The sequence below is a fragment of the Corallococcus sp. NCSPR001 genome (genome assembly GCF_017309135.1).
GTDB lineage: Bacteria > Myxococcota > Myxococcia > Myxococcales > Myxococcaceae > Corallococcus.
In genome coordinates, this window is sequence record NZ_JAFIMS010000002.1 from 1253106 (window position 1) to 1279620 (window position 26515).

Below are 26515 nucleotides of genomic sequence, written 5' to 3' on the forward strand. Positions count from 1 at the left end.
GCACACGGGGCCGCTGCCGCCCGGGTCGCGGCCCTGTCCGCCTGTGAAGGAGGTGCCGGGTCATGACGATGGACATGTCCCGGTACCTGGGCCTCTTCATCTCGGAGGCCACCGAGCACCTGGAGGCGCTCGGGCGGGACCTCGTGGAATTGGAGCGCGAGGCCACCGCCAGCACCGTGGACTCGATGTTCCGGCACGCCCACTCGGTGAAGGGCATGGCGTCGTCCATGGGCTTCGAGCCCATCGCGATGCTGGCGCACCGCGTGGAGGACCTGGTGGACGCGGTGCGGCAGGACCGCAAGCTCCTGGACCGGGACCTGGTGGACCTGCTGCTGAACGCCACGGACACGCTCACCGCCCAGGTGCGCGCCGTGTCGTCCAACCGTGAGCCGGAGCAGGCGGAGGGGTTGCTCAAGCAGCTGAGCGCCCGCGTGCAGTCGCTCACCGGCCACGCCCCCGCCGCGACCCGTGTGGCCCAGGTCAACGCGCTCAAGCCCGCGACCCCGTCCGGAGGAGACGACGGGGAGGGCTCGGGAGGCGGCGAGGGCCCTTCGGGTGCCTCGGGTTCGGGGACGCCGGGCGGCTCCGCCGGGCCCGCGCCGGGTTCGGGGACGCCGGGCAGTGCGGCCGGTGCCTTGGGGGCCGGTGCGCCGGGTTCGGGGACGCAAGGCGGCGCGGCCGGAGCTTCGGCCTCGGGTGCCGGAGCGGCTGGAGCCGGTGCGTCGGCCTCGGGAGCCTCCGCGTCAGGTGGCGTCGCGCCTTCGACTCCGGGGGCCTCCGAATCGGGGACAGCCGCTCCGGCCGCTTCCAGCGCGGCGGTGCCCTCCGCCCTGGCGGTGATGCCGCCGGCCACGCTGATGCCGCCTCGCGACCTGAGCGGCCCGGATGCGCTCTACGGCGCCCCGGGCGCGCGGTCCCTGGCGGTGGTTCCGGAGAGCGACCCTTCGTCCTCCGTGGTGGCGCTGGCCTCCGGGCTCAAGGCCGTGACCAGCGTCGCGGACGGCAAGTCCGGCGCGCCGCGCTGGTCGGTGCGCCTGCGCATCTCCCCCACCTGCCAGGTGCCCGGCGTGCGCGCGTTCCTCGTGCACAAGCGGCTGTCCTCCCTGGGCACGCTGGTGGACCTGCGCCCGCCCCTGGAGGAGCTCAAGGCCGGTCGCATCCCGGACGGCTACATCCAGGTGGACGTGGAGACCGGCGTGGGCGACGCCGGCATCCAGGCGGCCCTTCGCAACGTGGCGGAGGTGGAGGTCGTCTCCGTCGCTCCGGCCGTCCCGGAGCCGCCCGTGCTCCCCGTCGTCGCGCCCGCGTCGGACCCGGCGCGCGCCACCGCGGACGCGGGCTCCCGCACGGTGCGCGTGCGCACGGAGCTGCTCGACTACTTCCTCGACACGGTGGGGGAGCTGATGCTCGCCACCGCCCGCCTGCGCGAGGTGGGCAAGGTGCTGCCGGAGAACACGCGCCCCGCGCTGGAGGAGGGCGTCTACCGGCTGCACACGCTGGTGAAGGACCTGCACGACAAGGTCATGAGCGCGCGCATGACGCCGCTGTCGCTCATCACCGACCGGCTGCCCCGCGCCGCGCGCGACCTCGCCCGCCGAAAGGAGCGCGAGGTGGAGCTGGTCATCACCGGCGCTGAAATCGAGCTCGACCGCGCCATCCTCGACGAGCTGGCGGACCCGCTGCTGCACCTCTTGCGCAACTGCATCGACCACGGCCTGGAGTCCCCGGAGGAGCGGACGGCCGCGAAGAAGTCCGCGCGAGGCCGCGTCACCGTCACCGTGCGCCGCGCCCGCGATCGCGTCATCATCGACATCGAGGACGACGGCCGGGGCATGGACCCGGCGAAGCTCAAGGCCTCCGCGCTCAAGCGCGGGCTCATCACCGAGGACGCCGCCCAGCGCATGGCGGACCGCGACGCGTTCCTCCTGTCGTGCCTGCCGGGCGTCTCCACCGCCAAGGACATCACCGACATCTCCGGCCGCGGCGTGGGCATGGACGCGGTGAAGCGCGTGGTGGAGAGCGTGGGCGGCACGCTCGAGATCGACAGCGAGCGCGGCCGGGGCACGACCTTCACGCTGCGCCTGCCGCTCACCGTCGCCGTGGTACACCTGCTCCTCGTGGAGGTGGGCGAGGAGGTCTTCGGCCTGCCCATCGCCAAGGTGGTGGGCGCCACGGAGGCGGATCCCGAGTCCCTGAGCAGGAGCCGTGAAACGGCGCTCCTGCCGCACGGCAACGGCCTCTTGCCGGTGCACGCGCTGGAGGCGCTGCTGGGCGTGCCCGCGACGCCCAGGCCCGGCTACCGGCCCTTCGTGGTGATGGAGGGCGACGCCGGCACCGGCAAGGTGGCGCTGGCGGTGGATCGCCTCCTGGGGCAGGAGGAAGTCGTGCTCAAACCCTTGTCCCGCCCCCTGGACTTGCTGCCGGGATTGTCCGGCGTGACCATCCTGGGCAGCGGTCGTCCCGTGTTCATCCTGGACGTCCCGAGGTTACTGACCGCGTGAGCCCCCCCCTGCCCAGTGACGCGCAGCTCGACGCCCTGCGCGAGGTGGCCAACATCGGCTGTGGACACGGCGCCAACGCCCTGGCCCGGCTGGTGGGTGGCCGCGTGGACCTGTCCGTCCCCGAGGTGCGCGTCACGGACGCGGCCCAGGGGCCCGCGCTCTTCGCGGACGAAGCCCCGGCCGTCGCCGTGCGCCTGGGCATGACGGGCGAGCTGCGCGGCGCGCTGGTGCTGGCCATGCCGTCCGGGGACGCCGAGGCGCTGGAGTCCGCGCTGCTGCGAGGCCACCCCGCGTCCCCCGAGGAGCGCGAGAGCGCCCTGGCCGAGGCCGCGAACATCCTCGCCAGCGCGTGCCTGTCCGCCATCGGGCGGCTGACGGGCTGGCGGCTGTTGCCCTCCGTGCCCCAGCTCCAGCGCGGGCCCGTGCGGCCGGTGCTGGCGGGCGTGCTGGGGGACGTGGAGCCGGGGCCGGGCGTGGTGCTGGCGGCGCGCTTCTCGGCGTCCGGCCCCACGCCGCTGGGCGGCCAGATGCTGCTGGTGCTGGAGCGCGGGAGCGCCCAGGCGCTCCTGTCCCGGCTGGGACTCTAGGTCCGCCTGGAGGCGCGGGGGCGGCTGGGGTAGACCGCTCGCCCATGGACGAGAAGGCGCTCAGGGCCCTGCTGGGCCAGGTGAAGACGGGCAAGGTCAGCCTGGACGACGCGGTGGGCAAGCTGAAGGACCTGCCGTACGCGGAGCTGGGCTACGCGACGGTGGACACGCACCGCAACCTCCGGTTCGGCTTCCCGGAGGTGGTGCTGGGCGAGCCCAAGACGGTGGAGCAGCTGCTGGGCATCGTCGGCGCGCTGGTGGAGCGCAAGCAGACGGTGCTGGTGACGCGGCTGCAGCCGGACAAGGCGGAGGCCCTGGTGGCGCGCTTCCCCAAGGGCGAGTACCACCCGGTGGCGCGCATCTTCCACCTGGCCCAGCGCAAGGTGAAGGCGGGCCGCGTCGCCATCGTGACGGGCGGCACCAGCGACATCCCCGTGGCGGAGGAGGCCGCGCTCACCGCGCAGGCCATGGGCGCGGACGTGCGGCGCGTCTACGACGTGGGCGTGGCGGGCATCCACCGGCTCCTGCGCCGGCGTGAGGAGATTCAAGAGTGCCACGTCGCCGTGGCGGTGGCGGGCATGGAGGGCGCGCTCGCGTCCGCGCTGGGAGGCCTGGTGGGCATCCCGGTGGTGGCGGTGCCCACGTCGGTGGGCTACGGCGCGAACTTCGGGGGCGTCTCCGCGCTGCTCTCGATGGTGAACTCGTGCGCCTCCAACGTGGCCACGATGAACATCGACAACGGGTTTGGCGGCGGCTTCTACGCGGCGCTCATCTCCCGCACCAAGGGACGGAGCTGACAGGCCATGCGGCGCATCCTCTACCTGGAGCCGGTGGGCGGCATCGCCGGGGACATGTTCCTGGCGGCGGGCATCGACCTGGGCGTGTCGCCGGACGCCATCGCGCAGGCGCTGTCCGGCCTCAACGTGCCGGGCTGGAAGCTGGCGGTGTCGCGCGCGGTGCGCCACGCCATCAGCGGCACGCACCTGGACGTGGTGCTGGACGCGAAGGAGGCGCACCCGCACCGCGCCTACGCGGACATCCGCCAGCTGATTGAGGCCGCGCCCACGCTGCCGGAGCGCGCGAAGGCGCGGGCCCTGGCGGTGTTCCGCGCCATCGGCGAGGCCGAGGCGAAGGTGCACGGCGTGCCCATCGACGAAATCCACTTCCATGAAGTGGGCGCGGTGGACTCCATCGTGGACATCTGCGGCGCCGCCGTGGTGCTGGAGCTGTTGGGCGACCCGGAGGTGCACGCCGCGCCGCCGCCCCTGGGCAGCGGCACCATTCGCGTGGCGCACGGCCAGATGCCCATCCCCGTGCCCGCGACGCTGGAGCTCCTGCGCGACGTGCCCGTGCGCTTCGAGGGCGTGGGCGAGCTGACGACGCCCACGGGCGCCGCGCTGCTCAAGGTACTCACGAAGATTGGCCACCCGCCGGACTTCATCGTGGAGAAGGTGGGCTACGGCGTGGGGACGAAGGACTTCCGCGACCGGCCCAACGTGCTGCGCGCGTCGCTGGGCCGCGTGGAGACGCAGGCCACCGAAGGGCTGTGGGTGGTGGAGGCGAACCTGGATGACGCCACGCCGCAGCTCCTGGCGTACCTGGTGGAGCGGCTGTTGGAGGTGGGCGCGAAGGACGCGTGGGTGTCCCCGGTGGTGATGAAGAAGGGCCGGCCGGCGCACCTGTTGGGCGCGCTGGTGGAGGGCGGCCTGCGCGAGGCGGTGGTGGACGCGATGCTGAACGAGTCCACGTCGCTGGGCGTGCGCTACCACCGGGTGGAGCGCCACGCGCTGGAGCGCGACTTCGTGGAGGTGGACACGCCCTGGGGCAGGGTCCGCGTGAAGCGGGGCCTGCGGGACGGCCGGGTGCTCAACGCGCACCCGGAGTTCGACGACTGCGTCCGGCTGGCCCGGGCCGCGGGCGTGCCGGTGAAGCAGGTGATGGCCGCCGCGATGGCGGCCCTTACGCCGGCCGCGCCAGGGTGATGACGCCGAAGGCCGCGCCGCCGGGGTCGGCCACGATGGCGATGCGGCCGTAGGGTGAATCGAACGGCTGCATGATGACCTTGCCGCCCCTGGCGGTGACGGTGGCCGCGGCCTCGTCGGTGTTGGCCACGGCGAAGGTGATCATCCAGTGGGGCGGCACCTCGGCGGGCGTCTTGTCGTCCATCTGCATCACGCCGGCCGTCTCACCGCCGTCCTTCTTCAAGACCCAGTACTGCATCCGGTCGTCCGGCATCTTGTCCGCCGTCATGCCGAAGAGGTCCTTGTAGAAGGCGACAGCCTTCGCGCCGTCGCGGGTCTTGGCTTCGTGCCACGCCATGGCGCCGGGCTCGTTCACCAGCCCGGAGCCCGCGAACTGGTTGGGCTGCCAGAAGCCGAAGGGCGCGCCGGTGTTGTCCGCACAGAAGGCCATGCGCCCCGCGTCCATGACGTCCATGGGCTCCATCATCGCCTTGCCGCCCAGCTCCTTCAGACGGGCGACGGAGCGGTCCACGCTCTCCACGGCGAAGTAGGTGTTCCAGATGGGAGGGAACGGCGCGTCGCTGGGACGCGGCATCAGCGCCGCCACCGGGTGGGCCCCCTTGAACGCCATGGTGTAGTGGCCGTTCTCCTTCGAGCCCTCCTGGAACGTCCAGCCGAACAGCGCCCCGTAGAAGTCCTGGGCCTTCGCCAGGTCCCAGGCCATCAGGTCCACCCAGGACACCGTCCCCGCAGCGTGCTTCGTCATCGCAGGCATCGTCGCTCCCCTCGCAGTGCGCCCGGTGTGAGACCGGGGCTACCTGCAAGGTAACAGCGGATCCGAAGCGGACTGAAAGGATTTTCAGTGCCGCTTCGTGTCAACGGATGGGCTGACGCGCGAGCCCCTGCGCGAACGCATCCGTGTTGCCGCCCGCCACGCACACCATCAGGTCCTCCACGCGTCCACAGCGGGCGCCCGCGTCGAGGAAGGGCCGCACGTGCTGCGGCGGCACCACATACGCGGTCTTCGCGTCCAGGCCGCCCGAGGGCAGCCGCGCGTGGCACTCCGCCGCCAGCGCCTCCGGCGTGCGCGACGCGTAGCCGCTGTTGAACGTCAGCTTCAGCCGGTACGCCTGATACGCCAGCGCGTTCACCAGCGGCTCGTCATAGCGGCACACCCACTGCGCCTGCGGCGGGAAGAGGGCCAGGTGTTGATAGGGGCCCTTCAGCGCCTCCCACTCCGCGGACGCCAGGCGATGGAAGCGCACGGGCTTGAAGAGGGCGCTCTTCTCCTCGCGCACGTCGTACGCCTGGAGCGCCAGCGCCACCGTCAGCGTGGCCACGGTCACGGCGGGCACGTTGCGCCACAGCCGCGCCACCATCAGCACCGCGCCCACGACGAGCAGGGAGTGCAGCGGCCAGACGAAACGGCCGGAGGCGCGGAACGCGTTCGTCGCCTTCACCAGCGGCGCGTACAGCCCGCCCAGGTCCGCCACCGGCTGGCCCAGCCATGTCACGCGCGACGACAGCGCGTAGACGGCCATGAGCAGCACCACCACCGCCGCGGGCAGCACCCGGCGCCAGTCCAGCGTGCGCGCCTCCCGCATGCGCACCAGCAGGCTCACGCAGGCCACGACGCCGAGCAGCAACGCCCCCGCGCCCAGGTAGCCGAAGCCCTCGCCCTGCCGGGGCGCGGCGGGCAGGTCCGGCAGCAGGCGCCCCCAGCCCATGGGGTTCACCAGCGTGGCCAGGTCCGCGGAGAAGTCCCCGAAGCCCTCCGCGCCCAGCCCGCTGCCGCCGAAGTAGCCGAAGAGGGCGAACAGCCCCACGTCCAGCGCCGCGATGCCCGCGCACAGCGCCGCGACGCGCGCGGGGCCGAGTTTCCGGCTCCAGGCGAGCCGCACCCCGAGCGCCAGCGTCAGCGGCATCAACATGGCCACCCAGTACGGATGGGTGCCGGACGCGATGGCGTTGAAGAGCGCCGCCAGGCCCAGGCTCCGCGTCGCGGCGCGCGCGTCCGGGATGTCCCGCAGGTTGAGCCACAGCAGGGCCAACAGCAGCCAGTGCGCGCACAGCGTGGGGTGGCCGAAGCGCGCCGCCATCACCGGCGACAGCGCCAGCAGCGTGCCGCCCAGCACCATGGGCACCGGGCGCGGGGACACCGTCTCCACCAGCCGCGCGCCGAAGTATCCCATCAGCGCGTAGCACAGGGCCAGCCACGGCCCGGTGTACTGGAAGTCCACGGGCAACAGCGGCGACAGGGGCTTGAAGAGCAGCGCCGCCCACGGGTTGCCGTCCGTGAGCGCCACCGACGAGCCGTACGGGTAGAAGTGGTTGGGCGCCGCGCCCAGGGGCAGCGTCCAGTCCGCGTTGCGGAAGAAGAGCCAGCCGAAGATGTGCGCGGCCCAGTCCTCGCGCATCATCCAGTCGATGCGCGTGGGCGGCAGCACCGGCCCGCCGCCCAGCCACAGGAACCAGCCCAGCCCGCCGAGCACCGCCAGCGCGCGCGCCACGACGAGGGCCCGGTGGGAGGTGGACGACGAGGGCGGGGGGCTCAGGGGGACGGACTCGCTCAAGGCGCGGCGACTGTAGGCGCCCGCTTCCGTGCCCCGCAACCGCGCGCTTCCCGCGTGGGGCTCACGGGCAGAACTGCACGTAGCGCAGGCCGCGCGTCGTCGGCGGCGCGCCGCCGTCTGGCTGATGCTCGTAGTGCACGTAGGAGAAGCCCGCCTGTATCCGGTCCTGGTCGTCCACGTGGAGCGCGGAGGGACCGGGGAACGCGTTGCCACCGTCCCGCGTCTCCAGCACGAACGGCGGTGTGGCGAAGGCGGGGGACGTGCCGTAGAGCTTCCGCACGGACACCTGGCTGGTGCTCCCGTTCTCGAACGCGTTCACGTCCGCGTCATCCAGCAGCACGTGACGGACGTCCGGGGAGCGGGCGCTTCGCACCAGCGCGGGGCCCCGGCTCAGGTAGGCCCCCAGTCCGTAGGACTTCCAGCCGGTGGCCTCCTTCGTCCACAGCCACGCCCCCTGGGTGTTGGAGCCCACCACGGAGGGCCGCCCCTCCGCGTCCACCTCCAGCGCGATGCGGTAGCGCGGGGAGCTCAAGGGGAGCCACCAGTCCAGCGGCTCCTCGGTCCAGGTCCCCGACGCGTTGCTCGCGTACACGACCTGGTTCTGCGTGCCGTGCGTGCGCACCAGCGCGATGTGGAGGTGCCCCGCGGAGTCCACCACCATCCGCTCGCGGTCACCCCGGGGCCCGACGCCCTCCAGCGGCGTCATGACCCAGTTCCCCTGGGCGTCGCGGGTCCCAAGCACGTAGCCCACCTGGGGGGCGAGCAGGCCGATGAGCAGGTGCGGCTCTCCCCGGGCATCGAGGGCGAGCGCCGTGGACCAACCGGTGACGAGCAGCCGCGCCTGCCAGACCCCGCCCGTGTCGTGCGCGTAGCCCACCGCGGTGCCCTGCTCGTACATCACGTGCCGCGTGCCATCCGCGGCCACCGCCATGGACATCTCAAAGGGGCGCGCCACGCCCTCCACCCGCACCGGCACGTCACCCGGCCGGGTGGTGCCGACATAGAGGAGCTCGTCCTTCGAATAGGCGTAGTGGCCCACGCCCTGCGCGTCGAAGACGAAGCTGGCGGTGAGGTTGTCGATCTCCTCTTCCAGCACCCGCGACGTCCAGCCCCGCCCCGCGCCGCACGCGCCCCCGTCCAGGACCGGCCCGTCCCCCCCGTCGCCCGCGTCGGGCGGCTCGCTCCCGTCACCGCCATCGGAGCCGGCGTCGTCCTCCCCTGCGTCGGGGCGGGTCACCACGAGCTGCACGCAGGTGCCGGCGGCGTTCCGGGTCACCTGGCCCTGCCCGGGCTTGGAGACCCCATTCGTGCAGATGGGGTCGCAGCCGGTCAGCAGGCCAGTGGCCACGGCGGCGCCCGACAGCGCGGTGTACACGAGGAAGGAACGGGACACGGGAAGGACCGTCAGGGCTCGAGGTTGGCGCGGTGGGCGCGCACGGTGGCGCACCCACGCACGGACACGGCCGGGCCCGGCAGCCCGCGTCCGCTAACGCCTCAGGGAAATCTCCAGGCCGTACTGCCCGTCCATGACGGTCTGGCCATTGGCGGTGACGCGATCCAGGCCCACCTGGGCCGAAAGCCGCAGCGGCATGCCCGCGAACCGCCCCGTCACGCCCGCGGCCACGTGGCCGGTGAGCATCGCGGGGTCCGCCTGCCGGAAGCCCGGCGCGGTGAGGCCCAGAAGCCCCCAGCCCAGCCCCACCTCCGCGAACAGCGGCGTGTTCGCGGGACGCTCCAGCCCCACCAGCCCCTCCACCGTGAAGCGGTGCAGCCGGATGCCGTCCCGGGCCGCGAGCGGCGTCACGCCGTACGCCCCGCGCGCGCCGTAGTAGAGCAGGTCCATGGAGGACGGCGTGCGCCACGACAGGCTGGGCCCGGCGGAGAACCTCGCCAGCCCCAACGGCGAGCGCCCCGCGCCCAGGCCCAGCTCCAACCGCGACGTCCAGTCGGACGGCGCGGCCACGGCCAGCGGGGAGCGCGCCCCTCCGATGACGGACGGCTGGAAGGGGTTCGTGAAGTCCACCGGCACCAGCCCCACGGCGGCGACGTACTCGTCGTAGAACGACCGGTCCAACGGAACGGCGAACAGGCCCCGGCGGAGCGCCTCCTCCGCGGGACCTCTTTCTTGAAGCTCGCGCGGGCGCAGCTCCGGCGTGCCCGAGGACAGCTGCGCCAGCGTGACGCGCGCCTCCGCGTCCGGCGTGCGCACCCAGTACACGTCGCGCAGCGGCAGCAAAATCTGCGTCCACTGCTCCTTCGAGCGCCGCACGTCCACCAGCCGCTGGCCGTCCGCGTCCTCCACGGAGATGCGCGCGTACTCGAAGCCGGCGGGGAAGGTGACCCGGGGCCCCGCGGGCGCGGGCCCCACCAGCGGGCGGCGGGGCTCGGCCGTGGGCGCGAAGGCGTTGACGGACAAGCGCGCGGGCATGCCCTTCACGCCGTGCAGCGAGGCGGCCACGAACGCCGCCAACTCGCTGTACTCCACCTGGCCATCGCCGTTGATGTCCGCGCCGCCCAGGAGGCCGGAGCGGGCCACGTGGCTGAAGACGCCCGCGCGGATGCGGGACCACTCGTGCGTCTCGCCGTCCTCGCTCTCCGCGAAGAGGGCGCCCACGTGGGGGCGCGACGCCAGTTGCTCGCGCGCGAGCACCCCGCGCAGCTCCGCCAGCACCGCCGCGTCCGGCGTCCCGCCGCGGCTGCCCACCACGCCGGAGGCGCGGCACGCGTCCGCGATGACGTGCACGTAGTCCGCGCCCAGCGGGTCCACGACCTCCGAGTAGAGACTGCTGCGGTCCAGGCGCGCGTCGGCGAGCGTGAAGTAGGCGCGGCCCGCGTCGTCCGTGTTGCCGTGGCCCACGTAGATGATGAGCACGTCCGTCTGGCGTCCCGCCGCGCGGTCCGCGAGCGTCGCCGCCTGCAGCCGCTTCACGGCCTGCTCCACCGCGGCGCGCGTGGGGGCCTGCGCGGACTTCAGCACCAGGCTGCCGCTCTTGCGCGTGGGCTCGTCCGGGTCGACGAGCAGCGTGGTCTCCACGCCCAGCCGCTTGAGCGTCTCCGCCCACAGCACGCCGTCGTCGTCCGCGTAGCGAAGCGGCGCGAGCGCGGGATCGTCGCTGCCGTTGTGGGCAATGACGAGCGCGCGCCGCACGGTGTCCGCGAATGCCTCCGGCGCCGCCATCAGCAGCGCCGCCCCCAGGAGGACTTCCAGCTTCTTCATGGAGAATCCTTTACCCGGACCTCCTGCCTGAGCACCACCACCCCCTCCGTCATGCCCTGACGGAGGGCCGCCAGGGCGGCGGCCGGGTGCTCGGAGAACGTGGCGGTGACCTCCGCCATATCGGCGCCCGCGGGCAGCGCGACCGTCAGCTCCAGCGGGCGCTCCTCGCCGGCCTTGCCGCTGAGCGGGAAGGGGCCGTTGACCTCTTCGTGGCCGCCGGTGCGCACACGCACCGCGACGTGGGTGTAGGGCGGACGGGCACCCGCCGCGAAGGCCAGCGTGGCGCCCGGGGTGCACGCGGCCCCGGTGCGCAGCTCGCGCAGCGACTGGCCGGGCGCCGCGCAGAAGACGCGCAGGACGGGCTGGGCCACCGGGGTGGCGGGCACGACCGCCGGGTCATGCACGGCCCCCCGGACGCTGAACTCGGGCTCGGTGGTCTCGGTGGAGGGGCCCACGGACGTGGGCGTCACCACCACCGCGAGGAACAGGGCCGCGAGCGTGGCGCCGAGCACCGCCAGCGTGGGCCACCGGGCGGGGGCGGCGTCCGGGGGCGAGGCGGCGTTGAGGGCGGCTTCGAGCCCCGCGGCGGTGAGGGTCTCCAGCTCCGTGGCGGTGGGGGTGTCCGTCTGGCCGGACTCGAAGACGCGGTGGGCGCGGGCCCACTTGTCGTAGCGGGCGCCGCAGCGGGCGCAGGCGTGGGCGTGGCGCAGCAGCCGTGAGGATTCGGGGGCGGACAGCTCCCCCAGGGACCAGCGCGTCAGTCCCGCGTCCACATGTCGCTCGTACCACTTCATGGGAGGCTCCCGAATGGGATGGCGCACAGCAGGGCCAGGGTGGCGAGCAGGACGCCCAATTGCAGGCGTCCCGGCACGACATCGCTGTCCAGCCAGCCCGAGTCCTTCAGGTGTTCGGTGAACTGCAACCGCAGGCGGCGCTCGCGCACCCGCACCTCGCCGCGGGTGAGCTGGAGCTGGTCGGCGGCGGACTCCTGGGACAGGCCGTCCATGAAGCGCAGCTGGGCCAGGGCGCGCCCTTCGGCGGGCAGGGCCTCCAGGAAGCGGCGCACGATGGAGCGGACCTCCGCGCCCAGGGCCTCTTCTTCCGGGCTCTTGTTCTCGGTGGGGGCGTGGGTGAGCTCCGGCGCGTCATCCAGGGGGATGGCCTCCCGGGCCACGCGGCCGGAGGCGCGCATCAGGTCGATGGCGGTGGAGCGGGCGACGGTGAGCAGGAAGCCCAGGTAGGGGCGCACGCCGTCGTAGGCCTGGCGCATGTGGGGGCGGAAGGCCCGCACGAAGGTCTCCTGGTGGGCGGCGTCCAGGTCCAGGGGCGTGAGCGCGACGGAGCGGGTGCCGGTCTCTGAATGGACGGAGAAGCGCCGGGACAGGTAGCGCAGCACTTCCGGCGAATAGGTTCGGTAGACCTGGGTGAGCACGGCGGTGTCACCCCGGCGGAAGGCCTCCAAGACTGACCGCTCGGTTCCAGGCAGCACGCGGAATACTCCGTCTCATGGAGGCGCCCGGCCGGGCCCCTTCTGGAAATGAGATACGAAATGACCCCGAAATCCGGGTCGTCCCCACACGCACGGCGCGCGTTTTATTGAGCCCCGGCCCAGGGATGGTTGCGAATCCGGGCGTGTGGGAGTTCCACTCATGCTGGGCCGGTGGGCGTGTCCAGCGCTTCACCCGTCCACCACCCTGGAGAGGGCTCCTTCCAGCGGAGCGTGGAGGGGCGGCCGAAGAGCTCCACCAACGTCTGCTCCATCCGGGCCCGGGCCTCCTCGAAAGAAGTGGATGGGGTGCTGTCGAACAGCCTCCCATCCGTGACGCCTTCCTGGGTGTAGACGGCGTAGCGCCAGGCTTCGGTGGGCTTGGGTTGGTAGAGCACGACGGAGCGGAGCGCTTCGTTCGCCAGGATGTGGCTCATCCCCCGGGTCTTACCGCAGGCGCACGACGCATGGCCGCTATGGGAACGCGTCCACCACCGTGTAGCCCGCGGTCCGAGGAAGGAGCGCGGCGCCGGGCTTGGAGCCCGTCTCCAGTGGCCAGAAGCCATCGTCGTTCCCCAGGACGAGGCAGACCGGGTAGGTGTGGCCATCCGGCGTCTCCGCTCGCGTGTAGCGGCCCATGACCCGTTCTCCCCCTGTCCACAGTCGTCCGTAGAGCAGGGTCCCCTTCGGAAGCCCGCCGTGCTTCTCCTCCAGGACGCTGACGATGTCGCCGTCATGCACGGAGAGCATGAGCATGGCATCCAGGCGGTCGGGATAACGGATGTCGACCGTGATGGCTGCCTTCGCATCCCGCCGCAGCTTCAGCGCTTTCATCGCCTCCAGCGCCTCCGTGGGGCATCGCTGGGGTTTGGGCACCACCTGTGCACCCGCGCAGGCAATGAGGGTTGTCGCCGCACCGACAGCCAACGTGCAGCCGCGTGGCAGTGAACGTCCGCGGACAGGTGGGTCCTGCTTCAAGGGAATGCTCATGAGGTCCTTCTCCGGCGGGAGCGGCGCAGGGGAAGGAGGGGCCGCTCCGGACGCGGCAGCTTGGTCGGGCCCAGGCGCCCGCGCCACGGAAGGCGGGGAAGGGCGAACTGGCGCATCGATGTCGGACCTTGAAAAGAGTCCCAGGCTCCAGCCCACCCAGACCATGAACAGCACGCATGCGAATCCCACGGCACCCTGACGCCACAGGGTCCGCCACGTCCGTTGGCGGCGCACCGTGCTCGCGGCCAGGATGGCCTTGGCTTCCGCCCAAGCGACATGACGCGGAGACCGGCGCCGCAGCTCGCGTGCTTCGCGGAGGCGTTGAATCCGGTCCAGACGCTGAAGGCGTGCGTGCTGGAGCGGCACCTCCTGACCCGGTGCCACCGGCCCCACCATCCCGGGCGCCTCCTGCGTCGTACATGAGGAATCCGAGGGAGGTGTGGCCCAGTCGAACAGGGGCAGGTCCCAGGTGGTATCCGTATGGGCCAGGACCTGGTGCAGTTCGGAGGCCAGAGCGGAGGCGCTCGGAGGCCGTGCTTCGGGCGCGAACGCGAGCAGGCGGGTGACGAGTGAGGCCAGCGCCTCCGGCACCCGGGGGTTGGGCCATGCGTGTCCAGGCCCTTCACCTTCCAGCAGGAGCGCCGGATAGCTGTCGGTCATCAATCGATGGAAGGTGACGCCCAGGGCGTACAGCTCATCCGCCTCGCCATAGCGAGGACACTCCTGTGACGGAGCCGCCATCCGCCAGCGGTGGAGCTGGGGACTCAAGTAGTGAGCCGTGCCAGGCGGAAGCTGGCCCGTTCCGGTCAGGGGCTTCGCTTCGGGATGCCAGCCCGCTCCCCAGTCCAGAAGGGTGAGCCGTCCACCGGGCTGGACGCGGAGGTTGTCGCCTTTGACGTCGCGGTGCAGGACACCGTGCCGGTGCGCGAAGGCCAGGACCTCCGCGGCCTGGATGAACAATGCGCTCACCTCGTGGGCCGTGGGGTTGCGAGCGCGGGCCCATTCATAGAGCGACTCACCCTCTACGTGCTCCATCACCAGGAAAGGGTAGTTTCCGGACCCTGACCGCCATGCCCCGTCCTCCCTGAGGCGAGGCACTCCCAAATGCCGCAGGCGGGACAGCACCTCCGCTTCGCGTGAGAACCAGGGGCTGTCGGGCTGTCGCGCCAGCTTCAGGGCGTATCGCCTGCCGCGAGGCCGGTGGTTCGCCTGAACGACGTAGACCGTGCCGTACCCGCCTGATGCCACCCGACGGAGGACGCGCCAGGGACCGATAAGCGTCCCCGGTGGAAGCGCATCCACCATCAGCAGCAAGGAAGGTCGGGCAGGGCCGTGGGCCTTCTTGCCGGGCTGGGTGGAGGCATGATGCTGTTCGCCGGGCGGTGCCTCGTGCGGGCTCATGGCGCCACCTCTTCCCAGCGGACGCCGCGTTCACCCTTCGAGTCCAGCAACTCCAAGGTGAAGTGCGTGCCAGCAGGCAGGTCCGGAAGCGCGCGCCATTCCACCACCACGGTGGCCTGCTCCCCAGGCGCCAGCTGATTCACCTGCATGAGCAGGGGGAACTCACGGGCCGGCGGTGCATTGGACCCGCGTGGTGTCATCCGCGCGAACCCCGGTATCCAGGGGGCGCTCCCCACGGTGTTGATCAGCAACGTCGACAGGGCACGGGTGCTTTCCGTGCGGTAGAGCACATGAGGGCGTTTGGCGAGCATCCCCGGGCTCACGGACGGATCCCGGAGGTAAGCCACCGCGACGCCGCCAGGGGTGACATCCCCCATCAACACCGCGCCGCCCAGTCCACGCAGTGCGCACTGCGCACGCAGCGTCGCCAGCCCCGCCTCGGTGGCGACGCACCGGGCCCGCAGGTCCGCGAGCTCCTTCCCCAACTCCTGCGCGGTGCGTCCCTGCCGGAACACCTCCACCTGTGAATCCACCTCCGCCGCCACGGTTGTGAGCACGAAGCCCACCTGGGCCGGCGCGCCGGTCCCGGCGAAGCGCACGGTGAGCACGGGCTCCTTGCCCGCGGGGACATCCATGGACGCCTTGAGGACAAGCACGTCCTCATGCACCGCCACGCGGGAAAAGAAGGGCGCGAGCACCCTCCGGTCCACGGACTCCGGAACGATGGGCGCATCGAAGGTGACGGTGGTGACTTCATGCGCCGCGACATGCAGCGGATGCAGCACCGGCGGCTCCTCCGCGCGCAGCGTGAGCTGCCGGGCCTTGCGCTCCCGGACTTCCGGAGTGTGGGACTGCGCCACCGCCGTGGTGCCCAACAGGACCGTCAGCACCAGGGGAATGACCGAAGTGGGCAGCGACATCATGGGTCACCTCCATCCTTCAAACCTAACAGATAGGGGTGACACGCATGGGAATGCACGGGCCTGGGAGGCCTTTGGCTGCAGCGGCTGGGCAAGGAAAACCCAGCCTACCTCAAGGATTGCGTAGGGAAAGCACTACTCGGCCTTCGTATTTTCGGCTGGGGGAGCTTCGCGAAGGGGCGGCGGAGTCTGCTCCTCAGTGGGCGGAGCAGGGACCTCTGCTGTGTCGGGCCGAACTTCCAGAGGGGCGTCGGGTGTGCGTGGCGCTTTCGCTACCACCTCGCCTTGGGGGGTGACCGCGTAGACCTGCCACCAGTCGAGGACCCGGCCATTCGGACCACCACACCGGCTGAATCGCTGTTCCACGGCGACGTAGTACAGGCCGGCGGTTGGCCCGGTGAATACGGCGACATCGAGTCCCTGCTCCGGGCTCGCGCAGCCATGGAAGAGCCGCGGATGGGGATGGGTTCGGACCACTTCCCGCAGCGCTCCTGCCGCGGCCACTGCGGCACCCGCTTCGGTGAAGGGGAGGACGGAGGCCGAGGAACGTTCATCCGGCCACTGCACCTCCCCCGTCCATGACGGCTTGTGCCGAGCGCATCCGCCAGTCAACGCGATGAGCCCTGAGAGCAGGAGTGCCTTGCGCATGGTGACGTTCACTCAGGAGGATGGGGCGGCCGCGCAGGGGTGATTGTGGATGTACCCGACCACCCAGACGCGGGCCGCGGGATGGTCCGCGTCCTTCACGGCGAAGTATGGATTGCATGTCTCGTGGTCGCCCTGGATGGGCTCCGTCACCCTCCATGACATGGAATCCGGCGGACCTGCGACGTACACCGTGGCGCAGTACTCCGTGGAAAGTCCCTTGATGGGAACCTTCCTCGCCGGGTCGCACACATTCGCTCCAGGTCTCTTGAGCAGTGCGTCCGCCACATCGCGAAGAAACCCGATGGGAATCGCGGAATCGCCAGCGGGCAACGCCATTGCGGGAACCTCGGCCCAGGGACCTTGTGCAATCGGAGCACCAGGTGCCGTGGTGTTCGGAGGCGGTGAACTCGCACAGGCCAGTGACATCAGAGGCACAAGCCATGACAGCTTCATGGAAAGCTTCGCTACGACCGCCGGCCCGTCTTCCGCGCGAAGAACTCGCGGTTGAACGTCGCCACGCCCCACATGCGCGGGTCATCCGGGAAGTCCTCCTTCGCCAGGGACTCGTCGCTCTGCTCCGCCAGCCAGCGGCTGAACTCGTCCCGCGACGCGAAGGTCCGTAGGGCCCGCGAGTCCCCCTGGATGTACCGGAAGCCCTGCGCGTACGTGCCATCCCCGGACCGCCACAGCGCGCGGGACACGCCCTCGCGGGGGTCGACGGTGATGGACAGGTCCGCTCCCGCGTCCAGCAACTCCGCCACCCGCTGCGCCAGCGCGCGCCCGTACTTCCGCGAATCGAAGTGGGCCTCCGCGCGGGCCTGCTCCTTCGCGTCATGCTCCCGCGTGGCCGAGTCCGTCATCCGGATGCGCGGCGCCGCGTGCGCGTCGCAGACGATGGACAGCGCGATGTCCCCCAGCCCGGGCGCCGACGCGTGATGCCGCCGCATCAGTCCCTGCACCTGGGCGCGCCGCGCCTCCGGCAGCGAACCGAACGTCAGCGCTCCGTCCGGCGCCGTGAAGATCAGCGTAACATCCAGGAGCTCCCCTTGATGCTTCAACGAAGCGGACAGCTCGATGCGGGCCAGCCCACGGGCTTCGCGCTCGGCACGCAGCCAGCGGATGATGTCGGAGTCTTCGGTCGGGAGTGAGGACATGGCTCGCTCCAGGACTCTGGCACGGCGCGAGCCCGCCATGACCTGAAACGAAAGACTGACATTCCTGTCGTGCTCGGGGGCCATTCCCACGCGGCGGAATCCGTGCCCCCGCATGGAGAGGCCCTGGCCGTGGGCTTGCAATGCGTGGCGCCGCCAACACTCAACCACCGCCGTCGGACGACGGCCCCTTCACCCTGGACGACATGACTGCTCGACACATCATCGCATCGCTGGCGCTGACCACCTGCCTGGGAGCGTTGCCGGCGGCGGCGCAGGAACCCTCGAACTCCGGGCTCGCGCTGGGCGTGCGCGGCGCCTTTGGCATTCCGGTGGGCGACTCCGGCACGGACCTCTCGCTGAAGGACACGTTCGGCAGCACCCTGGCGCCGCAGGTGGACGTCTCCTACTTCTTCAACCGGCGGCTCTCGCTGGGCGCCTACTTCCAGTACGGCTTCGGCTCCGGTCCCGGTGACGTGTGCTCGGACGGCGCGGACTGCAAGAGCAAGGTCCTGCGCTTCGGCATCGACCTGGACTACCACTTCCGGCCGGACGGCTTCGTCTCGCCGTGGGTGGGCGTGGGCGTGGGCTATGAGATCGGCTCGCTGGAAGCGGGCGAAGGGGCGGGGAACTCCTGGTTCAAGCTCGAGGGTTATGACCTGGGCCACGCCCACTTCGGCGTGGACCTCCAGCTCACCCGCTCCATCGCGGTGGGGCCCTACATCTCCGCGTCCGTGGGGCAGTACAACAAGGGCGCCATCCGCTTGGGCAACGCGGCCGAAGTCAGCAACGACCTCTCCGACGACGAGAAGCAGATCCACGTCTGGATCCAGCCGGGCGTGCGCGTGCAGTTCCGGCTGTAATCACCGCCTCGCCGTCCTCACGTCTCCTGCGATGGAGGCGTGGGGGCGGGCAGGGGATAGAGGACGCGGTAGTCGATGCGGTGGTGGTAGGCGGCCAGATACGGCGCCCCCGCGATGTCGATGACCACCTGCTGGGGCGGCGTGGGCTGCTGGTTCATCCACGCCTCCGCCTCCTGCTTCGTGGCGAAGGACAGGCCCGAAGGCTGGCGCCGCTGGTCCGCCATTTCCTGGAGATAGAATTCAAGGCGAGGCTGACGACCCAGTCCCCTCCACCCGCTCGTGGGATTGAAGAAGACGGAGAAGTACTCATCCGCCACCAGGATGGAGGCAAACAGCGGCGGACGTTTCTGGGCCATCAGCCAGGCATCGGCATCCTGCCGGGTGTCGAACCGGGCAATGGCAAGAGGCGGCGCGTAGGCTTCGAGGTTCCGGACGTAGTCCTCGAAATCGGCGACCTGCCCTGTCGCGTCGAGGAACTGGAGGGCAGCCGCCGCGGTGCGGATGGCCTCCTCGCTTCCAGGAGTTTTCGGAGCATCGTCGAGTAGGACCCGCCCGAGCACATCCATCAGGTCGAAGGGCTTGGTCATGGGCGCGTCTCCGCAAGAGGGAGAACAGATGCGCTGTCGTGGGCCGTCATGAGTAACGCCGGGGCCAGGACGAGCATCCCCACGCCTGCGGAGACAACGACAAAGGCGACCCCCGCGATGATGATCACGCTGCCCACGAGCAGGGATTCGCGGTGGCGGCTCGCCCAGTCCGACAGTGCCTCCGTGGAGGACATTTCCTGGGGACGAAGCTTCTCCAGTTCGAGGCAATCCCTGTAGGCCGGATCGCACTGATTGACGCAGTGGTCATTCTTTCCGCCCGAGCCTCGCGGGAGGCGGACATGGCCATAGCCACGAGGCAGGGGAGTCCTCATACACTGCTGGATGCACTCGACGTTCTCCGCATCGCAGTCCCGCACGGAGCGCGCGGTCCGTACGATGCGCCGGCCCTCGGGGGGCTTCACGTAGGGAGTAAGGTCGAAGTCCTCCGCCGGTCGCCACTCCTGGGTGAAGCTCCCATCCGGCGCCTCCCGCAGGAGCAGCACCCGCCGGGGAAGCTCCTCTCGTGAGGGCGATACCACCGCCGCACGTGTCCCACCACAGGCCGCGAGCCACAGGCAGAGCGCCACAGTCGTGACGCTCCTGCCCAGGTGAATCCAGACATGCATCCTTCCACCCAAGCAGAACCCCGGAGGGAAGTCATGTCATTGATGCCCTCACGTCTCCTGCGACGGAGGCGTGGGGGCGGGCAGGGGATAGAGGACGCGGTAGTCGATGCGGTGGTGGTAGGCGGCCAGATACGGCGCCCCCGCGATGTCGATGACCACCTGCTGGGGCGGCGTGGGCTGCTGGTTCATCCACGCCTCCGCCTCCTGCTTCGTGGCGAAGGACAGGCCCGAAGGCTGGCGCTGCTGGTCCGCCATTTCCTGGAGGTAATGCTCCAGGATGGGGGGCATGAAGACCAGATGCGTTCGCCCCGTGGCTGGAACGAACATGGCGGAGTAGTAGTCGTCTCCAATCAGCACGCGTGCCGAATCGATTGGGGGCTTGCGCGCGTTCATGGCGGCTTCCGCCTCCTGTCGGGTCATGAACCGGGCGATGACCAACGGAGGCGCGGAGGACTCCTGGCTTCGAACATATGCTTCAAACTCGGTGTCCTGCCCGGTGCCCATGATGAAGTAGATGGCATCCATCGCGAAGAGGAAGGCCTGCTTCTCCTTCTCGGAGGTGCTCTCCGCGTAGTGCCGTCCCAGCACCTCCAGCTTGTCGAAGAAGTGCATCATGGTGCGCTCTCCACCAGGCGCTGTGCCGGGGCCTCGGATGACGTCGTGAGAAGCAATGCAGGGGCGAGCACGATGAGCCCCGCACCCGCTGAGACGACGACGAACGCGACCCCTGCGATGACCACCACACTCCCTACCAGGATGGCGCGTTGGTTGCGCCGGGCCCATTCGGAGATCGCATCCAGAGAGGAAAGCTCCTGGGGCCTGAGCTTCTCGAGATCGATGCAGTCCTGGATGCACTCGACGTTCTCCGCATCGCAGTCCCGCACGGAGCGCGCGGTCCGTACGATGCGCCGGCCCTCGGGAGCCTTCAGGTAACTGGCGAAATCACAGGCAGAGCGCCACGGTCGTGACGCTCCTGCCCATGTGAATCCAGACGTGCATGCTCCCACCCAAGCAGAACCCCCGGTGGAAGTCATGTCACCGCGAACCGCTTCAGAACGCGGTGTTGTTCGCCTTCCGGCCCGGGGTCGCGGTGAAATAGTACAGGTCGTACCCCAGGCCCCAGGTCCCCGTGGCGCTCAGGTCCGGGGTCCGGTTGAACGAATAGCCCGGGTACACGTTGATGGCGGAGGACTGGTACGAGTGGCTGTCCTGCACCGTCCCGTCCGCGCGCACCAGGTACACGATGTCGCCCGCGCCCTGCTGGTTCACGCCCCGGTCGAACCGCAGCCCCGAGCCGCCGTTGGAGTACGTCGCGTACTGCGCCCCGTTCGGCAGCGCGGTCGCCCCCGAGTACACCACGTACGCCTTGCCCGCCGGCAGCACCGTGCCCGACACGAACGTGTGCCGCGCCGGGTCCACGCCCGAGTACGACTTCGCGTCGTGGATCTTCCAGCCGCTCAGATCCACCGACCCCGGACCCGCGTTGTAGATCTCCACGAACTGCTGGTCGTAGTCCGGAGTCGTCCCACCCGAGGCCGGCGGGTTGGGCTGCGGCAAGTACTCGTTGATGAACACCTGCTGCGTCGGCCGCGTCAGCGTGAACACCCCGTCGCTCGCGTCCGCCACGTCCGCGCGCGACGCGTCCGCCACGCGCACCTTCACGGCCGTGGAGGACTCGCTCGGCACCGTCCACGCGTAGCGGCCGGTGGACGCCGTCACGTTCGACGCCACCGCGCGCCACACCGTCCCGTCCAGCGTGTACGTGATGTTCACCTGCGACACGTTGCTGGACGTCCAGGTGATGTTGAACGTCTGGCCCGCGTTCAGCGTCTCACCGCCGTTGGGCGCCGTGACCCTCACGCTGGCGGACTGCGCCGCCGAGCCGAAGTTGAACTCGCTGAAGATGGGGTAGTGGTCCGACGTGGTGTCCTTGTAGCTGACGATGCTCGGCTTGAGCACCTTCGTGGAGTTCGCCACGTGGTACGCCGCCAGCTCGTTCGTCACCAACTGATGGTCGATGAACTGGCTGTTGCTCACCGTCGAGCGCTGCCCGGACTCCGACAGCGGCTGGGTGAGGAACTTGTAGCGCGCGGCGTCGTTCACCAGGTTCAGGTACGGCGACTCGTAGGGCGTGTAGATGGACGCGTCCACGTCGTCGTTCCAGTCGCCCAGCACCATCACGTTCTGCGTCGGCAGGTAGGTGTCCAGGTAGTCCTTGAGGCACGACGCCGCGCCCTGGCGCCGCGCGTACGAATTCGAGTCCGCGTATGCCTTCATGTGCAGCACCATCACCGTCAGGTCCACCGGTGAGGAGCCCCGGAGCACCTTCAGGTCCACGCGCAACGGCGGCCGGTACGCGAAGTCCAGCGCGCACTCCGTCAGCACGACGTTGGAGCTCACCAGCTCCACCGAACTCGTCTTGTAGAGCAGCCCCACCTTCTGGTCCGCGGAGCCGTAGGGGTAACCGCTGGCGAGCAGCCCGCTGTAGCCATTGAGATTCGCCTTCAGCGAGTTGAACGCGTTCACGTCGACGATCTCCGCCACGCCCAGCACGTCCGGCCCCGCGTCCGCGATGACCGCCGTCGCGTTGGACAGCTGCAGCGCCTCGTCCGTGGGGCCCTCGGCCGTGGAGCCGAACCATTCGATGTTCCAGTTGCCCACCTTCAGCGGCACCGTCGTCGGCTGCGTCCCGCCATCCGTGCCGCCATCCGGCTTCGTCCCGCCGTCCGGCTTCGTCCCGCCGTCCGTCACCGGGCCGCCGTCGGGCAGCTCCCCGCCCGACGTGGGCACGGGCACCTGGATGACCGCCTCCGCGTGGGCGCCGTTGGCGTCCTCCACCCGCAGCGTGAACTCATACAGCGCCGGGCCAAACGGCGTGCCCGTCAGCACCCCGTCCTCCGTCACCTCCAGGCCGTCCGGAATCGCCCCGCCCACCTGGGTCCAGGTCAGCGGCGGCGCCCCGCCCGTGGCGGTGAAGGTGAAGGTGTAGGGGCTGCCCTCGGGCGCGTTCGGCAGCCGCGACGGCGTCGTGGTGATGACCGGCGCGGGCCACACGCGCAACGCATAGCCCCGCGTGTGCTGGGCGCCCTTCGCGTCGCGCACCACCACCGTCATCGCCCACTCGCCGGCCGTCGTCGCGGGCCCCACCAGCCGCCCGCTGTCTCCATAGAAGGAGAAGCCCGGCGGCACCTGGTCCACCGAATACGTGAGCGGCGGCGTGCCGCCCGTCGCCGTCAGCACCTTCTCGTAGGCCGCGCCCACCGTGGCCGCCTGCAGCGTCACCTGGGGCAACACCGGCCCCTCGGAGGGGCCCGGTTCATTGGAGCCGCAGGCCACCAGCGCGAACAGGGACGTGAACACGACGAGCGATGACAGCGCTCGGAAGGACCGGGACGACATAGCGGAACGCTCCAGCACCGGGCCCGCCCCAACGCGGCCTTCCCGGAAGAGGGCACGCACCTTAACGTGTCCGCCATCCGACTGTCGCGAGCCCTGCGGCTTGCACCCCGGCGGAGCCCCTGACGCACTGCCACACGGCAATCGATGGCGCGCTCCGCCGTCCTATACGGACAACGCGGAAGGCTTTGCGCACGGTCGATACGTGCAGTTGGATGGGTGGAGCAGACGACGGAGGAGACGCGTCATGGCCGAGAAGTGGGACAGGCAGTTGATGGACTTCCTCAAGCGCACCGGCGAGGACCTCAAGCGCACCACGGACGACCTCCGCGGCGAGGCCGAGCGCCTCCTCAAGGAAGTGAAGGACCCGGAGAAGCAGGCCAAGGTGAAGGAAGGCCTCGTGCAACTGCGCACCTGGGCCGCCGCCACCACCAAGACCGCCGCGGAGAAGATTGAGACCGCCGTGCGCCGCGTGGAGACCTCCGTCGAGGAGGCCTTCAAGCCCGGCTCCACCCCCGGTGCTGCCTCCACCCCTCCGCCCGCCGCCGAAGCCAGGGCCGCCAAGGCCGCCCCGGACGAGGAGGCCGCCCCCAGCCGCCCGCCCCGCGCCAAGAGCGCCGGCGCGTCCAAGGGCGGCAACAAGTCCATCGGGCGCAAGAAGACCGCGAGCGCTCCCGCCGCCGCCAAGGGCGCCCGGGCCCCGAAGAAATCAGCTTCCAAGAAAACCTTGGGACGCAAGAAACCCGCGCCCGGGACGTGAAGTTCCGCTGCGTATGAAGTCGCGCCTGCCCGCACGCCGGGCATGCGCGACCGCCCCGGGTCCTGTTGGATCGCTCCGCGTCGCGTGAGATAGTGCGCGCCGTGTCGGGTACCAATGACAAGGACAGCATCCAGACGGACATCGGGCAGGACGTGATCGACGAGGCGGTTCGCAGCGTCGAGCGTCGGATGGACGGAGACGCGGACAGCGCGGGCACGGAGGTGGAGCTGGACGTCTCCGCCCCGGCCGCCGAAGCGGACGCCGCCACCCCCGAAGTCGCTCCCCCCACCGAGGACGCGGCCGCGCTCCGCCAGGAGGTGGAGTCGCTGCGCGCGCAGCTGGACTTCAGCCAGACCAAGGCCCGCGAGACGCTGGAGCGCCTGAAGGAGGCGCACGAGCGCGCCAAGGACTTCCAGGACCGGGCCATCCGCTCCGCCGCGGACCTGGAGAACTACCGGAAGCGCGCGCAGAAGGAGAAGGAGGACGTCCAGAAGTTCGGCGTGGAGAAGCTCCTCAAGGACCTGCTCCCCGTCGTGGACAACATGGACCGCGCGCTCGACGCCGCCAGCAAGTCCCCCGACTTCGACAGCTTCCAGAAGGGCGTGGCCATGACGCGCAAGTCCTTCGAGGACTCGCTCGCCCGTCATGGCGTGAAGGGCTTCTCCGCCAAGGGGCAGCCCTTCGACCCGCGCCTGCACGAAGCCATCCAGCAGGTGGAGTCCGCGGAAGTGCCGGCGGGCCACGTGCTCTTTGAGGTGACGCGCGGCTTCTATCTCAACGACCGCCTGGTGCGTCCCGCCATGGTCGTCGTCGCCCGCGCGCCGGAAGTCGCCGCCGCGGCGCCGGAAGCCGCCGCGGCTGGCACGGAAGCACCGAAGGCCTCTGAAGAAAGCAGCGCGGAGCCCCAGACTTCCGCGCCGTCCGACAGTTCCTCCGGGGGGAGTCAGTAGTCATGGCGAAGGTGATTGGAATCGACCTGGGCACCACCAACTCCTGCGTCGCCGTGATGGAAGGCGGCGAGCCGGTGGTCATCCCCAACAGCGAAGGCAGCCGCACCACGCCCTCCATGGTGGGCTTCACCGACTCCGGTGAACGCCTGGTGGGCCAGATTGCCAAGCGGCAGGCCATCACCAACCCGGAGAACACGGTCTTCGCGGCCAAGCGCCTCATCGGCCGCAAGTTCGACTCGCCGGAGGCGAAGAAGGCCATTGGCGTCTCCTCCTTCAAGGTGGCCTCCAGCCCCAACGGCGACGCGTGGGTGGAGATTCGCGGCAAGGGCTACAGCCCACCGGAAGTCAGCGCCATCGTGCTGATGAAGATGAAGCAGACGGCGGAGGACTACCTCGGCGAGCCCGTCACCGAGGCCGTCATCACCGTCCCCGCGTACTTCAACGACAGCCAGCGCCAGGCCACGAAGGACGCGGGCCGCATCGCGGGCTTGAGCGTGCTGCGCATCATCAACGAGCCCACGGCCGCCGCGCTCGCGTACGGCCTGGACAAGGTGAAGGACGCCGCCACGGAGCGCGTGGCCGTCTACGACCTGGGCGGCGGCACGTTCGATATCTCCATCCTGGAGCTCACCGCCGGCGTGTTCGAAGTGAAGAGCACCAACGGCGACACGTTCCTGGGCGGCGAGGACTTCGACCAGCGCCTCATCGACTACCTGGCCAAGCGCTTCGCGGAGCAGAACAACGGGCTGGACCTGCGCAAGGACCGCATGGCGCTCCAGCGCCTGAAGGAAGCGGCGGAGCGCGCCAAGCACGAGCTGTCCAGCGCGCCGGAGACGGAGGTCAACCTCCCGTTCATCACCGCGGACGCGTCCGGCCCCAAGCACCTCACGGAGACCGTGGACCGGTCCACCTTCGAGGCCCTGGTCGCGGACCTCATCGACCGCTCCATCGAGCCGTGCCGCATCGCGCTCAAGGACGCGGGCATCACCGCGCAGGCCATCAACCAGGTCCTCCTGGTGGGCGGCATGACGCGCATGCCGCGCGTGCAGCAGAAGGTGAAGGAGTTCTTCGGCAAGGAGCCCCACAAGGGCATCAACCCGGATGAGGTCGTCGCCGTGGGCGCCGCCATCCAGGGCGGCGTGCTCAAGGGCGAGGTGAAGGACGTCCTCCTCCTGGACGTCACGCCGCTGTCCCTGGGCGTGGAGACCGCGGGCGGCGTCTTCACGAAGATCATCGACAAGAACACCACCATCCCCTGCAAGAAGGGCCAGGTGTTCTCCACCGCGGTGGACAACCAGCCGCTCGTGTCCGTGCACGTCCTGCAGGGCGAGCGCGAGATGGCGGCGGACAACAAGACGCTGGCGCGCTTCGAGCTGGTCGGCATCCCGCCCGCGCCGCGTGGCGTGCCGCAGATTGAAGTGTCCTTCGACATCGACGCGAACGGCATCGTGCACGTGAGCGCGCGCGACCTGGGCACCGGCAAGCAGCAGCAGGTGCGCGTGGTGGGCAACTCCGGCCTGTCCGAGGCCGAAATCCAGGCGATGATCAACGACGCCCAGTCGCACTCCGCGGACGACAAGAAGAAGAAGGAGCTGGCGGAGCTGCGAAACAACGCGGACGGGCTCATCTACACCACGGAGAAGAGCCTGGAGGAGTACGCCAACCTCCTGTCGGAGAAGGACCGCGGCGAAATCCAGGCGGACCTGGAGCGCCTGCGCTCCGTGCTCAACACCTCCGACGCGGGCGCCCTGAAGGAGGCCTTCCAGCGGCTGGAGGGCAGCGCGTACCGCATCGCGGACGCCATCTACACGGACCAGGCCAAGTCCGGCTGATGCCCAACCCCGGGCGCGGGCCGGGCGGCGCAATCGCCCGGTCCCCCCGTTCGTAGGCCCGGGGTC

23 protein-coding genes are annotated in these 26515 nt (G+C 70.5%); 8 read left to right on the plus strand and 15 right to left on the minus strand.

Annotated features, from left to right (window positions below):
- Nucleotides 1–62: 62 nt before the first annotated feature.
- Genes JYJ93_RS07250 through larC form a run of 4 tightly spaced genes read left to right on the plus strand, consistent with a single transcriptional unit; the run spans nucleotide 63 to nucleotide 5070 of the window.
- On the plus strand, nucleotides 63–2501 hold the full coding sequence (locus JYJ93_RS07250) for a chemotaxis protein CheA (protein ID WP_206787508.1): 2439 nt from the start codon (nucleotides 63–65) through the stop codon (nucleotides 2499–2501).
- Nucleotides 2498–3088, plus strand: coding sequence for a chemotaxis protein CheC (locus JYJ93_RS07255; protein WP_206787509.1), 591 nt, complete (start codon nucleotides 2498–2500; stop codon nucleotides 3086–3088). The genes JYJ93_RS07250 and JYJ93_RS07255 overlap by 4 nt, the downstream gene beginning before the upstream one ends.
- Nucleotides 3089–3132: 44 nt before the next feature.
- Nucleotides 3133–3885 carry a nickel pincer cofactor biosynthesis protein LarB gene (gene larB / locus JYJ93_RS07260; protein WP_206787510.1) on the plus strand — a complete coding sequence of 251 codons (753 nt, stop codon included), beginning with the start codon at nucleotides 3133–3135 and terminating at the stop codon, nucleotides 3883–3885.
- Between the two features lie 6 nt (nucleotides 3886–3891).
- Nucleotides 3892–5070: a nickel pincer cofactor biosynthesis protein LarC gene (gene larC, locus JYJ93_RS07265; protein ID WP_206787512.1), complete on the plus strand. Its 1179-nt coding sequence runs from the start codon at nucleotides 3892–3894 to the stop codon at nucleotides 5068–5070.
- On the opposite strand, the gene JYJ93_RS07270 is transcribed toward larC, so the two are convergent.
- The 10 genes from JYJ93_RS07270 to JYJ93_RS07315 all read right to left on the minus strand — a co-directional run bounded on the left by JYJ93_RS07270 (nucleotide 5048) and on the right by JYJ93_RS07315 (nucleotide 17438).
- Nucleotides 5048–5815: a VOC family protein gene (locus JYJ93_RS07270; RefSeq protein WP_206787513.1), complete on the minus strand. Its 768-nt coding sequence runs from the start codon at nucleotides 5813–5815 to the stop codon at nucleotides 5048–5050. The genes larC and JYJ93_RS07270 overlap by 23 nt on opposite strands.
- A 109-nt stretch (nucleotides 5816–5924) precedes the next feature.
- Nucleotides 5925–7622 carry a DUF6311 domain-containing protein gene (locus JYJ93_RS07275; protein ID WP_242543703.1) on the minus strand — a complete coding sequence of 566 codons (1698 nt, stop codon included), beginning with the start codon at nucleotides 7620–7622 and terminating at the stop codon, nucleotides 5925–5927.
- 61 nt (nucleotides 7623–7683) lie between these two features.
- Entirely contained in the window at nucleotides 7684–9015 is a 1332-nt protein-coding gene (locus tag JYJ93_RS07280; protein WP_206787518.1) for a hypothetical protein, read from the minus strand.
- A gap of 93 nt (nucleotides 9016–9108) precedes the next feature.
- On the minus strand, nucleotides 9109–10839 hold the full coding sequence (locus tag JYJ93_RS07285) for a caspase family protein (RefSeq protein ID WP_206787519.1): 1731 nt from the start codon (nucleotides 10837–10839) through the stop codon (nucleotides 9109–9111).
- Nucleotides 10836–11633 carry a hypothetical protein gene (locus tag JYJ93_RS07290; protein ID WP_206787521.1) on the minus strand — a complete coding sequence of 266 codons (798 nt, stop codon included), beginning with the start codon at nucleotides 11631–11633 and terminating at the stop codon, nucleotides 10836–10838. The genes JYJ93_RS07285 and JYJ93_RS07290 overlap by 4 nt, the downstream gene beginning before the upstream one ends.
- The gene (locus JYJ93_RS07295) at nucleotides 11630–12328 is read right to left on the minus strand and encodes a sigma-70 family RNA polymerase sigma factor (protein ID WP_206787523.1); all 699 of its coding nucleotides are present in this window, start codon (nucleotides 12326–12328) and stop codon (nucleotides 11630–11632) included. Before JYJ93_RS07295 ends, JYJ93_RS07290 begins: the two co-directional genes overlap by 4 nt.
- A 158-nt stretch (nucleotides 12329–12486) precedes the next feature.
- Nucleotides 12487–12762, minus strand: coding sequence for a hypothetical protein (locus JYJ93_RS07300; protein WP_206787525.1), 276 nt, complete (start codon nucleotides 12760–12762; stop codon nucleotides 12487–12489).
- A 37-nt stretch (nucleotides 12763–12799) separates the two neighbouring features.
- Nucleotides 12800–14716, minus strand: coding sequence for a serine/threonine-protein kinase (locus JYJ93_RS07305; protein ID WP_206787526.1), 1917 nt, complete (start codon nucleotides 14714–14716; stop codon nucleotides 12800–12802).
- Nucleotides 14713–15639 carry a DUF2381 family protein gene (locus tag JYJ93_RS07310; RefSeq protein WP_206787527.1) on the minus strand — a complete coding sequence of 309 codons (927 nt, stop codon included), beginning with the start codon at nucleotides 15637–15639 and terminating at the stop codon, nucleotides 14713–14715. The genes JYJ93_RS07305 and JYJ93_RS07310 overlap by 4 nt, the downstream gene beginning before the upstream one ends.
- Before the next feature lie 1109 nt (nucleotides 15640–16748).
- The gene (locus JYJ93_RS07315; RefSeq protein WP_206787528.1) at nucleotides 16749–17438 is read right to left on the minus strand and encodes a hypothetical protein; all 690 of its coding nucleotides are present in this window, start codon (nucleotides 17436–17438) and stop codon (nucleotides 16749–16751) included.
- A gap of 203 nt (nucleotides 17439–17641) precedes the next feature.
- Here JYJ93_RS07315 and JYJ93_RS07320 point away from each other — a divergent pair, with 203 nt between their 5' ends.
- Nucleotides 17642–18298: an outer membrane beta-barrel protein gene (locus JYJ93_RS07320; protein ID WP_206787529.1), complete on the plus strand. Its 657-nt coding sequence runs from the start codon at nucleotides 17642–17644 to the stop codon at nucleotides 18296–18298.
- Nucleotides 18299–18315: 17 nt separating this feature from the next.
- On the opposite strand, the gene JYJ93_RS07325 is transcribed toward JYJ93_RS07320, so the two are convergent.
- The 5 genes from JYJ93_RS07325 to JYJ93_RS07345 form a co-directional block, all read right to left on the minus strand.
- On the minus strand, nucleotides 18316–18885 hold the full coding sequence (locus JYJ93_RS07325; RefSeq protein WP_206787530.1) for a head protein: 570 nt from the start codon (nucleotides 18883–18885) through the stop codon (nucleotides 18316–18318).
- Nucleotides 18882–19388 (minus strand): hypothetical protein, encoded by a 507-nt coding sequence (locus JYJ93_RS39885; RefSeq protein ID WP_242543704.1) that lies wholly within the window; start codon nucleotides 19386–19388, stop codon nucleotides 18882–18884. The genes JYJ93_RS07325 and JYJ93_RS39885 overlap by 4 nt, the downstream gene beginning before the upstream one ends.
- A 171-nt stretch (nucleotides 19389–19559) precedes the next feature.
- A complete protein-coding gene (locus tag JYJ93_RS07335; protein WP_206787531.1) occupies nucleotides 19560–20126 on the minus strand; it encodes a head protein in 567 nt (188 codons plus the stop codon).
- Nucleotides 20123–20395, minus strand: a complete 273-nt coding sequence (locus tag JYJ93_RS07340) for a hypothetical protein (RefSeq protein ID WP_269012825.1) — start codon at nucleotides 20393–20395, stop codon at nucleotides 20123–20125. The genes JYJ93_RS07335 and JYJ93_RS07340 overlap by 4 nt, the downstream gene beginning before the upstream one ends.
- Before the next feature lie 166 nt (nucleotides 20396–20561).
- On the minus strand, nucleotides 20562–22910 hold the full coding sequence (locus JYJ93_RS07345; RefSeq protein WP_242543705.1) for a lamin tail domain-containing protein: 2349 nt from the start codon (nucleotides 22908–22910) through the stop codon (nucleotides 20562–20564).
- Between the two features lie 244 nt (nucleotides 22911–23154).
- Between JYJ93_RS07345 and JYJ93_RS07350 the strand changes: the two genes are divergently transcribed.
- From JYJ93_RS07350 to dnaK, 3 genes are all read left to right on the plus strand, one after another.
- Entirely contained in the window at nucleotides 23155–23667 is a 513-nt protein-coding gene (locus tag JYJ93_RS07350; RefSeq protein WP_206787533.1) for a transcriptional regulator, read from the plus strand.
- 101 nt (nucleotides 23668–23768) lie between these two features.
- Nucleotides 23769–24617: a nucleotide exchange factor GrpE gene (gene grpE / locus JYJ93_RS07355; protein WP_269012824.1), complete on the plus strand. Its 849-nt coding sequence runs from the start codon at nucleotides 23769–23771 to the stop codon at nucleotides 24615–24617.
- A gap of 2 nt (nucleotides 24618–24619) precedes the next feature.
- Nucleotides 24620–26449 (plus strand): molecular chaperone DnaK, encoded by a 1830-nt coding sequence (dnaK, locus tag JYJ93_RS07360; protein ID WP_206787537.1) that lies wholly within the window; start codon nucleotides 24620–24622, stop codon nucleotides 26447–26449.
- Nucleotides 26450–26515 lie beyond the last annotated feature (66 nt).

Coding starts and splice junctions, on each gene's coding strand:
- JYJ93_RS07250 (WP_206787508.1), top strand. CDS start 63: ATGACGATGGACATGTCCCGGTACCTGGGCCTCTTCATCTCGGAGGCC.
- larB (WP_206787510.1), top strand. CDS start 3,133: ATGGACGAGAAGGCGCTCAGGGCCCTGCTGGGCCAGGTGAAGACGGGC.
- larC (WP_206787512.1), top strand. CDS start 3,892: ATGCGGCGCATCCTCTACCTGGAGCCGGTGGGCGGCATCGCCGGGGAC.
- JYJ93_RS07270 (WP_206787513.1), bottom strand. CDS start 5,815: ATGACGAAGCACGCTGCGGGGACGGTGTCCTGGGTGGACCTGATGGCC.
- JYJ93_RS07285 (WP_206787519.1), bottom strand. CDS start 10,839: ATGAAGAAGCTGGAAGTCCTCCTGGGGGCGGCGCTGCTGATGGCGGCG.
- JYJ93_RS07290 (WP_206787521.1), bottom strand. CDS start 11,633: ATGAAGTGGTACGAGCGACATGTGGACGCGGGACTGACGCGCTGGTCC.
- JYJ93_RS07300 (WP_206787525.1), bottom strand. CDS start 12,762: ATGAGCCACATCCTGGCGAACGAAGCGCTCCGCTCCGTCGTGCTCTAC.
- JYJ93_RS07305 (WP_206787526.1), bottom strand. CDS start 14,716: ATGAGCCCGCACGAGGCACCGCCCGGCGAACAGCATCATGCCTCCACC.
- JYJ93_RS07310 (WP_206787527.1), bottom strand. CDS start 15,639: ATGATGTCGCTGCCCACTTCGGTCATTCCCCTGGTGCTGACGGTCCTG.
- JYJ93_RS07315 (WP_206787528.1), bottom strand. CDS start 17,438: ATGTCCTCACTCCCGACCGAAGACTCCGACATCATCCGCTGGCTGCGT.
- JYJ93_RS07320 (WP_206787529.1), top strand. CDS start 17,642: ATGACTGCTCGACACATCATCGCATCGCTGGCGCTGACCACCTGCCTG.
- JYJ93_RS07325 (WP_206787530.1), bottom strand. CDS start 18,885: ATGACCAAGCCCTTCGACCTGATGGATGTGCTCGGGCGGGTCCTACTC.
- JYJ93_RS07335 (WP_206787531.1), bottom strand. CDS start 20,126: ATGATGCACTTCTTCGACAAGCTGGAGGTGCTGGGACGGCACTACGCG.
- JYJ93_RS07345 (WP_242543705.1), bottom strand. CDS start 22,910: ATGTCGTCCCGGTCCTTCCGAGCGCTGTCATCGCTCGTCGTGTTCACG.
- JYJ93_RS07350 (WP_206787533.1), top strand. CDS start 23,155: ATGGCCGAGAAGTGGGACAGGCAGTTGATGGACTTCCTCAAGCGCACC.
- dnaK (WP_206787537.1), top strand. CDS start 24,620: ATGGCGAAGGTGATTGGAATCGACCTGGGCACCACCAACTCCTGCGTC.